The sequence below is a fragment of the Methanobrevibacter curvatus genome, from assembly GCF_001639295.1.
GTDB classification, from domain to species: Archaea; Methanobacteriota; Methanobacteria; order Methanobacteriales; family Methanobacteriaceae; genus Methanoflexus; species Methanoflexus curvatus.
This window is the reverse complement of the sequence record NZ_LWMV01000063.1, coordinates 1-12,421: the sequence shown is the minus strand read 5'-3', so window position 1 is coordinate 12,421 and position 12,421 is coordinate 1. Positions and strand designations below refer to the sequence as shown.

Below are 12,421 nucleotides of genomic sequence, written 5' to 3'. Positions count from 1 at the left end.
AAAGTAATTAAGTGTTTTAAATTAAGGTGTTTTGTTTAAATTAAGGTGTTTAATATGAAAATTGAAAAATATTTAATCGTATGTCTTGTGTTTGGAATCTTCATTTCATTGTCTAGTGCTAATGCTACGACTTATATTATTAATAATACTTGGACTAGTGATATGATGCAAGATTTACTAGATAATTCTAATGATATCACTACTTTGCATTTTAATGGTACTGGTAGTGTTTATGATAGTATAATGCTTACTGTTTCTAAGTCTGTTAATTTGACTTGTGATGTGGGTGTTATTCTTAATGGTTCGGGTATTTCAACTTCGGATTATGGATTTTTTGTTACAAAGGATAATGTTACTATTAAAGGTTTCACTTTTATGAACTATTTATCTGGTGTTATTGGTGATGAACTCAATAATTTAAGCATTATTAATAATACATTTAAAAATATTGAAAATTCTATTATTGTAACTGATTCTAAGAATATTGAGATAGTTAATAATACTTTAAACAGTAATGGAAATGGGATTGGTGTTTATAAATCTTCAAATATTGATATATCGGATAATAATCTGTCTAATAGCACTACTGGTGTTTATATAAGTGAGTCCAATGATACAATTATTAAAAATAATACTGTTAGAACTGAAGGTAATGGGATTTACATTGACAATTCTAATGAGGTTAAAATAGAAAATAATACATTAAATGACAATAAAGATACGGGTATTCGCATTATTAACTCTAAGAATGTAGATATTAAAAAAAATGAAATTAAAAATAGTGAAAATGATGCTATAAATATATATTCCTCTAATGAGATGGATATTGATGATAATAAGATGGAAGGTAATAAAGCTTCTGGAATTTCAGTTTCTGAAGGAAATAATATAAAAATATCAAATAATAAAATTAAAAACAATAAAAATAATGGTTTATATTCTTCTGATTCTAAAAATATGATTGTTAAAAATAATGATATTAGATATAATTTTGAATCTGGAGTTTATACTAATAATCCTATTAATTTAAGTCTTGAAACTAATAATATTACTAATAACTCTATGTTTGGGTTTTATTTGGAAAATTCTAATAATGTGGTGATTAAAAATAATAATATTTCTGATAATTTTGAATCAGGAATTTATTCAGATACTTCAACATATTTAAATATCACAGACAATAAAATAACTAATAATCAAAAAACAGGAGTACACGCAGATGATGTCAATATTTTAGACATTTTTAACAATCATATATCTGATAATCTTGGTTTTGGATGTTATTTTTCTAATATATTACAATTTAATCTATTTAATAATTCTATCTGTAACAATGAAGACGATGGTGTTTATTTGTTAGGTGTTAATATCTGGGGTTCTGCTTCTCTTAGTAATAATACTATAAGCAATAATACTAATGGTTTTTATGCTCCAAGTATAGATAATGTTGAGATGATTGGTAATCTCTTAGAAAATAATACTGGTAATGCTATATACATAGGAAATGCTACATTTGCAACAATAAACAATAATGCCTTAAAAAATAATCTGGGGATTGGAATATATGTAGATTTAATAAATATGCCAATGATGTATTTCACACCAAGGCAAAATTTTGTTAATCATAATGTTATAGAAAATAATGGATTAGATGCTATATATTTAATTGATTGTAAATTGATAGAGTTAATAGGTAATAGTCTTAAAAATTCTTCTGTTGGTATTTCGATTGAATTATCACAAGATTTGCATATACTTGATAATTCTTTTGTTGATTTGGATACAGCTATTATAATGAATAATCTGATTGGATTATTTTGTTTTGATAATAATTTCACAAACATCACATCTCAAGCTATAGTATCATATTCATCAGAAGCTATTTCCACAAGTCGTAATATTTTTAAAAATATAATGGGTGATGCTTTTTACTTTGTGAATGCAACTGGATTCGGATCTGAGGATGACAATTTTACTAATGTTAAAGACATGGCAATAGTTATACTATCATCTGAAAATGTTGATATTGTGAACAGTAGGTTTGTTAATTGTGGTTATGGTCTGTTTACTGATTCTGATAGTGTTCTTGCTACGGGTAATTATTTCCGGAATTGTGATTTTGGTGTTTATGTTTCTGGTGAGAAGAATGATATTACTCGTAATATTTTTTTAAATTGTGGTGAGTCTATTTCTGTTTATGGTGTTAATAATGAGTTTTATTATAATGTGATTAATGGTTCTAAAAGATATGGTATTTCTGTTAATGGTTATGGTAATCTTCTTTTTGGCAATAATATGAATAATAATTATGCTGGGATTTATGTTAATGCTGAAGGGAATAATCTTAAGCTTAATGTTATTAAAAATTCTAAATTTGTTGGTATAAATATTTTTTCCTTTGGTTATAATAAAATAACAAGTAATAAGGTCTTGGGTAGTAGTGGTAGTTATGGTATTAGAGTGAAATCAAACTTTAATAATATTAAAAATAACACTGTTAGTAATGTTAAATATGGTGTTTATGTAGATGGTAAGTATAATTTATTGGAGAAAAATAATATTAAGTCTAGCTATTATGGAGTTGTTTTAAAAGGCAATAATAATGTTTTAAAGGGGAATTCTGTTAATTCAAAAAGTGGTATTAATATAAATGGTAATAAGAATGCTTTGGTCTTGAATAAGTTTAAAGCTACTAATTATGGCATTATACTCAAAGGCAATGCTAATGCTATCAACGGTGGAACTTATTCAACTACTATATCTGCTAAAAAGGGCATTTATATTATTGGGCATGAAAATGTATTGCAAAATCTTAAAATAAAATCTAAAACTTATGGAATTTATGTAACAGGAAGTAAAAATACCTTATTTGCAAATACTTTAAATAGAAATAAAAAATATGGAGCTCAATTGATTGGACATAGTAATAAAGTAAAACAAAACACAATATATCGTAATGGTGATCATGGGCTTAAAATAATTGGAAATAAAAATATAATCACTAAAAATACAATTAAGTTAAATAAATATCATCAGATAAAAGTTTTAGGGGTTAAGAATAAAATAACTAAAAATAAATTCGGAACCAAGCTAAAAAAAGCAATACATACAGTATATTCAAAAAACAGTTTTAATAAAAACAAATAACTAATTTTTGATGTAGGAAATAAGTAAAAATTGGATTGTATTATTATTACAACCTCTTTATTTTTTCCTAACTATCTTTTTTAGTAGTTATTTATGGAGGAATCTTTAATTAATCTTGCATTTAATAAATATATTACAATTTGTTTGTTTTTATTTTTTGTATAGTTCTAATGGAGCTGATATAGAAGAAAATAATGGTTAGCTAATGTATATAATGATATGTAGATTTATTGTGAAATTTTAGTTAACATGATATCTATATTATCAAATATTATTTATTGAAGAAGTGATTATATGAATTATTTATGGCATTTGAGGTGTTAAAAGTGTTTAAGATTTTTGATAAAGCAAATAAAAACAGGTTGCTCTATGCACTGTTAATGGTGATAGTAGTTATTCTGGTTGCCACTATGATTGGTAATGTTAGTGCTGCAACTTATACTATAACTACTAGTAACAGTACTTCTAGTATAGATGCTTTTTTGAGTAATGAGGATTATGAAAATCCATCTCCTTTAGCTAATGGAGATACTGTAGTATTTAATGCAGGAAAATATAATTTAGATTTAAATGTTAATAAAGCTATCAAACTTAAAGCTAATGGGAAAGTGACTGTTAATAATATTTTTACTTCTAAAAATACGATAGTAACTGGTTTCATTGTAAAAGAAGGTTTTTATGCAGATAGATCTAATAATATTTCTAAAAATACTATAGGATATTTACAGTTATCTGGATCTAAAAGTCGTATTATTAATAATATTATAAAAGGAGGATTATCTGTTTATAGCTCTAATAATGTTGTTAAGAAGAATTATATTTCTTCAGAATCATCTATTGATGGTAGAAAAAATATAGTTACTTCTAATACATTCAAGAAAAATGTTTATATCTATGATAATAACAATAAAATTGTTGGTAATAAAGTAGCTACTAATTATAAAATTTTTACTAGTGGGAAAAAGAATATATTAAAAAATAATAAGCAGTCTTACAGGGACTTAGCTTTAAGTAATGTTGGAAAAATTAGTAAAGGGCATGTTCTATCTGTTAAAAATATTGGGACTAAGTCTACAAAAGTTTGCTATATTAAAATAGATAATTATGATAGGACTGTATATAAGATTAAAGTTCCTGCATTAAAAAAAGGAAAATCAACTAAAGTACTTATACCTAAAAGAGTAATCAATAAGCTTAAATATAGATATTATGAAACAAGATATTATGGTGGTTTTATCCATTTGGATTATAAAAATAAGAATAAGGATGCTGATTTATCAAATAATCATTTAGATCTTGTTTCAAATAAAAAAGGATATGAAGTTTATGTTAATATGATGTAAATAATATTATTTTTAAATACATATTTAGAAAAAGAATTGTTTTATCATTTAATGCATTATATATTATTTTATTTTTAGTTTATATAATATCATATTATCTTATTGAAGTAGTATTTAATTGTTCAGGAGGGAAATAAAATGAAATTTAGTAGGTTATTGTTAATAATAGGAATAGTTGTTTTGGTATCTGTTTTTGCAATGAGTACAAGTTTTGCGGCTAGTAAAAAATCAGAATCAATATATTCAGATAAAATATCTCAATATATTTCAGAAGATTCTTATAAAACTAAAATTTCTGAGATAAAAAAAACTGACATTGTTAGTGTTAAAAAAGGAGGATATACTCGTAAAGGAAATTTCAAAATTTCTGTTAAAAATTCCTTTAAAAATAAGTATAAGATTAAGTCAGTTACAGTTGTGTATAAACATAGATATACTGATGATATAATGGACGAGGTAGAAAAAAAAGTTTATAAAACTTACAAACCTAAAAATAAAAAAATTTTAGCTATAAAAGATTTATCAGCTTCTGAAAGTTTAGGTTATGAATTTGTCAAAATCATTATTAATTATAAAACTAGTAAAAAAATGAAACAAGAAACAACATATCTTAAAAAATATTATAAATATAAATCAACAACTAAATATACTGGAAAAACAGCTATTGTAAAAGATATCACTGTAAGTACCACAAAAAATTTTGTACATACAATTAAAGTTAAAACTACTAATTTTAAGTATAAAATAAAAACTTTTAAGGTTATTTTTCATAATTATATAGATATTATTGGAACTATTTATGGGCATGGTAAAAATAGCTTAGTGGTTAAAGGACCTATGCATTATGATCCTAGATCAGAAGGAGATTTTGAAATAACTTATTATTAATTCTTTTTTATTATTTTTAGGGTGTTAGACTATAACTACTACTAATAGTACTTCTAGTATAGGTTCTTTTTTGAATAATAGGGATTATGAAAATCTATCTCCTTTAGTTAATGGAGATACTGTAAGTATATATTCAATAATATCAGATTTGGAGTGTTTATTATGAATAAAAATACTATAAATAAATCAAAAAATTCTATCATGATAATTTTATTAGTTTTAATAGCTATTTTTTGCCTATATTCTTTAAATAGTTCTAGTGGAGCTGAAAATATTACTATAAGCAATAGTTCATCTATTAAAGGAGCTGTTGATGATGGATCTAATTATGATACTATTATATTAGAGAATGGAACTTATTCTGGGAAAAATAATACTAATATTGTTATCAATCGAAATATTACAATTATTGGGAAATATGCAAATGGAACGATTCTTGATGGTGAAAGAAAGAGTTCTTTTTTTGAAATTAGTAGGGGAGTTTCTGTTAAGTTAATTAATTTAACTTTTATCAATGGTTTTAATAGTGGATATTCTTCTTTTTTCCTTAGTGGTGGTGGAGCTATTCAAAATTATGGTGAGCTGTCTATAATAAATTCTTGCTTTATAAACAATACTCAAAATTCTTCATTGTCATTTTCAAGTGGTGGGGGAGTAATAAAGAATGTAGGAAATCTTTCTATAAATAATTCGTATTTTATTAATAATTATGGGGTTAATGGTGGAGCTATCTTTAATGTTGGTGAATTAAATATAAATGACTCTCTATTTATTAACAATAGAGCAAGTTTTCATGGAAATGATATTTATAATTCTTGGAAGAGTGAATTTTATGTTATAGGAGGTATTGGTCCAAACTATATCATTTCAGAAGGAATAGCTAAAATTGATAAGTCTCATTTTATAAATAATTTAACAAGGACTATTGAATCCATTTATAATAATGGGCTTATGTCAGCCGATGATTCTGTTTTTAATTCTATTTCAATTTATGATATCTATAATATTGGTCATTTAACTAATAACACTTCTTTGAAAGTTATTAATCATTTTTATTTAACTGTAGCTAAGAATTTTATTATTCCAAAAAAGAATTCCAATGTTCCAATTGCTGTTGTTTTAAAAGATGGCTATGGTGTGCCTGTAGCAAATAAAGTTATAAAATTTTATTTTAACAACACAGAGATAGGTCAAAATATAACTAATAGTGAAGGGCTTGCTTTATTTCATTATACATTTAAATATAATTCTAAATTAACTTTTGTTTTTGAGGAGAAGGATTATGTTAAACTTGCTTATAATTCAGATGTTTACCTTAGTGACATTATTCCTTATGTTTTGGGAGATTTTGATGAGCTTGTTAAATCAGGAACTAAAGAATCTGATAATGTTATTTTAAAGTTTAAACTTTCTCCTGCAAGTGATCCTCATTTAGGAATTCGTTCAGCATGGGTAGATATAACTCTTTTTTATAAAAATAATAATAAACCATTATCTAATCAAATTGTATATTTGATAGTTGGCAATGAGACTATCTCTTATATAACAGATGAGAATGGTAAAATTAGTGATGTATTCCATGCAAACAAATCTGGACTGATTATTTTTCAATTTTTGTTTAATGGGTCTAAAATAATTAATAATGACTCAATTGTAGATTTAAAATCTGTTTCAGCATATTCTTATTACTTTTTTAGTGATTCGATTTATATTTTACTTCCAAATCCTTATCCTTTCAAACCTACTGATGTTGACCATATTAATAATCCTAAAAAATTCAATGCTTATAAATTAGAAAATAATAACTCTAATATTATGGAGAAAAATAATAAGAACACAGCTTATGGGAAAATGAAAGGAAACGGAATAACTTTAATAGCTGTATTATTGTCTCTATTAAGTATTTTTGGAGTTTATCTAAGCAAAAAATCTTAACAATAGTATTAGATTCATTTGAAAGGTATTTAAATTATTTCTCTCTTTCGTTTTTTCTTTTTTTTATTCTATTTTTTAAATATAGTTGAAGTCTCTGATAATTTTTTATATAATTTTATATAGTTTATATTGGAAAGTTTAAAAATAAATTATGAAATAATTATAATTTAGTTTTATAGTACTAAAATTGTGTATTAACACATATCTGCAATTAGTAAATCATTGTTTTTATCAAAAATAAATTTATCAATCCATTTTTCTGTAAATGACTTTTTATTTACGTTTTCATAAAATAATCTTCGAAATTTTCTATTAAAAATTCTTCATTCACAATAAATTCTGTAGATAGTTCTTTTTTTATAGTTTTCCATACTTGTTTAATTGGATTAAGTTTAGGAGAGTATTTAGGTAAGTGTATAAGAGTTATATTAAGATATTTGCAAGTTTTTTTAGTGTTATTGCATGGTGAACATGATACTTATCTAGTACGATCACAGTTTCTATTTCTTGTTTAAATAGGCTTTCTAATGGTTTTAAAAGTTCTTTATAAAGTATTTCTAATATTTCTTCAAGTTTCTTTTTATTTGCTTTTTCATATTTTTTTGACATTTTAGGTTTTTCTACATGTTTTTTTTAAGTCTTTTATGATCATTTTTTTAGTTTTTTTAGTAAAAACGTGATTTAATATAATATTTATTAATTTTGGATTGTCAAATTCGTTTTTTTCTAATTCGTCTATGATTTGAATAATTTTTAGCTGTTCATATTGTAGTATTTCTGATAATTTATTGATTGTACTCCTATTTCTGCTCTTGAAAATCTCATAGGGTTTTTCTTAAGTATATTTTTTTCTGATGTTTTGCAAATTGTTGTAGAGGAGTTAGAAATGTCTTGGCAGGCTACTTGATCTAAAACAAATAGTTTACAGTTTTTTAAATTATAAAATCTTAGTTTTTTTTAATATGATTTCTACATCGTTAGGTATTTTAGAATATAAAATATAACCTTTTTTATAGGAATATCCTAGTTTTTTCACTATTGCAGGTATTCTGCTCATTGAATAATCAATGTTGAATTCTTTTTTTATAATTTCATGAATTTTATGGGTGTTTAGAAAACTTTCGTTGATCATTATTTCATCTAGTTTTTTGAATTGTTCTTCAGTTAATTTAGCTTTACGCCCACCATTTTTGTATTTAGGGTATAAATTTTCATATCCACCTTCGTTCCATTCATCTAACCATCTATGTCCAGTAGATAGTGCAATTCCCATTAATTTCACAGTTTCATCAACCGTTTTCCCGTTATACAAAAACCTGACAAAAAACAACTTTTTTAAAATATCAGATTCCTGTTGATGTTTATTAATAAGTTTATTCAAACAAGTTTTCTTAATATACTTTTTAACTTTCTTTTGTATTTTATTTACCATAAATATAATATATTAAACATTATTTTTAAGCTTTTCGATTTAAACTATAACTAAAATCTTAAAATATTTATATAAGATGAAACATATTAATATTTAAAGGAGAATAAATCCCATGGTTAATACTATAACAATTCCACTATCAGAATCCCTACTTAAACAACTTAAAGGAACTAACAATGGTGAATTTCATATTACTGAAAATGGTGAATTAAAACTTGAATTTAATGATTGTCAACTATTTGATCGCTTAGAAAAACTTGATAAAGAATTAGATGAAGGAAAAGGAATAACATTAAGTGTTGATGAGCTTGAAGAAAGATACTTATAATATTACTCTTACACCATCTGCTGATAAATACCTTAAACATTTAAGTAAAAGAAATAAAGATGATGTAAAAAGAATAATTGATACTATTAAAGAAATTCCAGATAACCAGTATAACTACAAATCACTTGAAGGAAAATTTAAAGGAGCTAAACGAGCTCGAACAGGAGATTATAGGATTATTTTCACAATTAATAAGAAAAATAAACCTTTTGAAATACGTATACATGAAATAGGACTTCGTAAAAATATTTATAAATAAAATGATCTGTCTTTAATATTTTTAATATCCTTAATTTGAAAGAGAATAAAAGATTCAGAATTAATCATTTATTCATAAGGATTAAATCAATTTAAAAGAATTAATTTGAATTTTAAAAATTTTAACGATAAAACAAAGATAAATTATCTATAATGATCTTAAAATTTTAAATTAAGAAGAATAAGCTAAAAATAGAAATAATAATAAAAATGAATTAATTTAAATTAATTAAAATTTTAATTAAGAAAACTTTAAAGCAAAAAATAGCTAATAAAATATAAAAAAGAGTGAAAAAAGGATGTAAAAAAGAATTTAAATATAATTATAATTCAAATTCTCCTTTTTGTATTAAGTCTTTAAGTTTTGTTGTTATTTTCAATGCTCTTTGTCTATCTGATTGTCTGCAGGTAATTGGTATTGTATGTTTTTCATCTCCAATTTCTACATCAACAGTTGATAGCTCCATTTCATAGGCACCATTAGATAGACGTACACATAAACCACAACCAAAACAGTTGTCTAAGTCAATTGTTCCATTGTCATTTATTGCATTTGTAGGGCAACTTTCTTTGACAACTTTGTTTTCTTCTTCATTAAATTTATCACTAATGAATGTTGGTCGTTCATCTGTGTCTTTCCAAACATTTTCATAGCTTATTTCACCTAATGGCAAATGTCTACCATGAATATCGGCCACTGGAAGTTTAATATCTTTATCAAGTATTTTAAGATTGTTATATATTTCTTCATTTAAAACAGGAATTGGAATAGCTACTGTATCATAAATTTCAGGACCAGCACCAGTTTTAAATCCTCCAATGTAGTCGTAATCCATATTAAGTAAATCTGCAGTTAACATTAAATTAGGTTTTACATCAGAACTTCTTGTTCCTGGACCTAAAATAGTGCCTCTTGAACCATTAAATAATATTTTAGTTCCTTCATCAATGATTTTTTTGTTGGGGTCATTTTGTAATGGATTATATTCACCACAACCAGAGAATGAAAGTTGATCAAGAACACCTTCCATTGGAGTTGCATTAAATATTGAATTAACTTTATCTCCACTTGGATTAACAAATGCAGTATAATTTTTAAAGGTCATTCTAATACCAATTATTTGACCTCTTGTTATATCATCAATGGTTACTTCAGTTTGGAATTTCTTTCCTTCTATTGACTCAACTTCTACATCAATTTTTTCTCCATATAGTAAATCTTTAAGTAGGAATCCTCCTCCATATCCATGGTCATTTATTGAATGTTCTGTACCATAAACAATGACATCAACAGAACCAAGCAATTCATTAGGACAAGGTCCAGGGAAAGCAGGAACACCATTTAACAAAACAGTTTTAGCTTTTTGGAATTCTCCAGGTCCTGTTATTCCAATGTGCAGAATAGCTGCGGTTCCTGACATTATTCCGCATGTTCCAGTAGTCACAACATCGACATCATCAAAAGATATGTCTTCACCTTTTCTTATAGATTCTTTAAATTCTTGAATAGTGAAAACATTAGCATCGCCATTTCTAATTTTCTCATTTATTTCTTCTATTGTTCTTTGAGATATAGTATCACCCATATTAAAGTCAAACTTCTCAATTTGCAACCTAATTGATTAAGTAAGAGTAAAAAGTTTGAAAATTTATTAAAAACTAAGTATTCAGATATAAAAAATATTTTTTCAATTATTGAACAATTAGTTATATATTGAAAATTAAATTAAAAATATATTAAAAATACTTTTTAAATTGAAGTATCACATCTTAAAAAATCACATCTTAAAATGCTTTTTCAATTATTAAAAATCTGAGTTTTTAATTATCCTCCATAGATAATTTGTATTAAACGAATTTCGTCACCTTCTTCTATTTCAGCTTCTTCAATAACGATTTCATTATTTTTTTTTATTACAAGGGTTTCAGATGAGATATCAAGTTCATCTAATAGATTTTGTATAGTTTGACCACTTTTAAAAGGTTTTTCAGTTGTCTGATTTTCAAATATTAATGTGTAAGTCATTTTATCTCCTATTAATATGTTTTTTTATTTTATATTTTTATAATCTATTAAGGAATATTAAGGAAATTTTTTTTATAATTCATCAACACCAAATGAAGCTAAGTCAAGAAGGTTGTATTTGAAAATCTTTGGTGCATAAGTTACTTTACCTATTCCAGTGATTATTTTAAATGCTTCAAAAGCTTCAACATTTCCAATTATATTTGGAACAGGACCTATAACTGGAGGAACTCCTGAAGTTACTTTTGACAAGTCATTTAGAGCATCTTCGTTAAGTGCACGGTCTTTTGTAGGGAGTTTGAATAATTCTTCATAACTTGGAGTGTCAGGAGTAAAAACTGATACTTGTCCAAGGGTCCCATAGATTGCTCCATGAACATATGGGATTTCAAGTTCTCTTGCTTTTCTGCTTACTATCACTCTAGTTAATAAATTATCTAAACCATCTACAACAACATCAGACCCTTCAATAACTTTTTCCACATTGTCTTCAACTAATGCTTCATTATAGACATTTACTTTTACATATGGATTAATTGTCCTGACTCTTTCTTTAGCAGACACACTCTTTACTTTTCCAAGAGTGTCTAAGGTAGCTACTAATTGTCTATTTAAATTTGATAAATCGTATGCATCTTTATCTATTAAAGTAAGACTTCCAACACCCATTCTAGCTAACATTTCAATTAAAGTGCCTCCAATTCCTCCAGCACCTATTACTGTCACTTTAGCATCTTTATATCTTTCTTGTTCGCTTCTTGTGACGATACCCATTTGTCTACTGATTATTTCCCAATAACCGTCGCCTATATACCTTGTTGGCATTATTCACCTGCTTTTTTTATTTTTGTAGATATTTATATGGTTTTTATAAAATATTTCTTTTATTTTTATAATTTTCATTTTCTATTTTTTGATTAAACTTATTTTAATTTAATTTTACTTTACTGATCAAAAAATAATTTAAGTATAATTCATTTCTTAAATATATTTATACCTTTTTAAAAATATATTATTTCAATGTTATAAAAAATTATATAACTATTGTTATAATATATTTATAT

General features: G+C 24.9%; 12 protein-coding genes. 6 read left to right on the top strand and 6 right to left on the bottom strand.

The features are described 5' to 3' along the window. Positions 1-54 precede the first annotated feature (54 nt). The 4 genes from MBCUR_RS01710 (at position 55) to MBCUR_RS01695 (ending at position 7,313) form a co-directional block, all read left to right on the top strand. Positions 55-3,147 (top strand): right-handed parallel beta-helix repeat-containing protein, encoded by a 3,093-nt coding sequence (locus MBCUR_RS01710; RefSeq protein ID WP_067089444.1) that lies wholly within the window; start codon positions 55-57, stop codon positions 3,145-3,147. Between the two features lie 326 nt (positions 3,148-3,473). Further along, positions 3,474-4,490, top strand: coding sequence for a right-handed parallel beta-helix repeat-containing protein (locus MBCUR_RS01705; protein ID WP_157077531.1), 1,017 nt, complete (start codon positions 3,474-3,476; stop codon positions 4,488-4,490). Between the two features lie 138 nt (positions 4,491-4,628). Then, a complete protein-coding gene (locus MBCUR_RS01700; RefSeq protein WP_067089439.1) occupies positions 4,629-5,378 on the top strand; it encodes a hypothetical protein in 750 nt (249 codons plus the stop codon). Between the two features lie 162 nt (positions 5,379-5,540). Beyond that, entirely contained in the window at positions 5,541-7,313 is a 1,773-nt protein-coding gene (locus MBCUR_RS01695; RefSeq protein WP_067089436.1) for a right-handed parallel beta-helix repeat-containing protein, read from the top strand. A 277-nt stretch (positions 7,314-7,590) separates the two neighbouring features. On the opposite strand, the gene MBCUR_RS11035 is transcribed toward MBCUR_RS01695, so the two are convergent. From MBCUR_RS11035 to MBCUR_RS01685, 3 genes are all read right to left on the bottom strand, one after another. After that, positions 7,591-7,731: a transposase gene (locus MBCUR_RS11035; RefSeq protein ID WP_394329073.1), complete on the bottom strand. Its 141-nt coding sequence runs from the start codon at positions 7,729-7,731 to the stop codon at positions 7,591-7,593. Positions 7,732-7,736: 5 nt separating this feature from the next. After that, positions 7,737-7,922, bottom strand: coding sequence for a hypothetical protein (locus MBCUR_RS01690; RefSeq protein WP_067089434.1), 186 nt, complete (start codon positions 7,920-7,922; stop codon positions 7,737-7,739). Positions 7,923-8,250: 328 nt separating this feature from the next. Beyond that, positions 8,251-8,745, bottom strand: coding sequence for a helix-turn-helix domain-containing protein (locus tag MBCUR_RS01685; protein ID WP_084269401.1), 495 nt, complete (start codon positions 8,743-8,745; stop codon positions 8,251-8,253). A 112-nt stretch (positions 8,746-8,857) separates the two neighbouring features. Between MBCUR_RS01685 and MBCUR_RS01680 the strand changes: the two genes are divergently transcribed. Then, the gene (locus MBCUR_RS01680; RefSeq protein WP_067089429.1) at positions 8,858-9,073 is read left to right on the top strand and encodes a hypothetical protein; all 216 of its coding nucleotides are present in this window, start codon (positions 8,858-8,860) and stop codon (positions 9,071-9,073) included. Continuing rightward, positions 9,054-9,332, top strand: coding sequence for a type II toxin-antitoxin system RelE family toxin (locus MBCUR_RS01675; RefSeq protein ID WP_067089426.1), 279 nt, complete (start codon positions 9,054-9,056; stop codon positions 9,330-9,332). Before MBCUR_RS01680 ends, MBCUR_RS01675 begins: the two co-directional genes overlap by 20 nt. A gap of 322 nt (positions 9,333-9,654) precedes the next feature. Here MBCUR_RS01675 and MBCUR_RS01670 read toward each other — a convergent pair whose 3' ends face one another. From MBCUR_RS01670 to MBCUR_RS01660, 3 genes are all read right to left on the bottom strand, one after another. Next, on the bottom strand, positions 9,655-10,905 hold the full coding sequence (locus MBCUR_RS01670; protein WP_067089477.1) for a methanogenesis marker 16 metalloprotein: 1,251 nt from the start codon (positions 10,903-10,905) through the stop codon (positions 9,655-9,657). Between the two features lie 251 nt (positions 10,906-11,156). Next, positions 11,157-11,357, bottom strand: a complete 201-nt coding sequence (locus MBCUR_RS01665) for a MoaD/ThiS family protein (RefSeq protein ID WP_067089423.1) — start codon at positions 11,355-11,357, stop codon at positions 11,157-11,159. 72 nt (positions 11,358-11,429) lie between these two features. Beyond that, positions 11,430-12,182 (bottom strand): HesA/MoeB/ThiF family protein, encoded by a 753-nt coding sequence (locus MBCUR_RS01660; RefSeq protein ID WP_067089421.1) that lies wholly within the window; start codon positions 12,180-12,182, stop codon positions 11,430-11,432. Positions 12,183-12,421 lie beyond the last annotated feature (239 nt).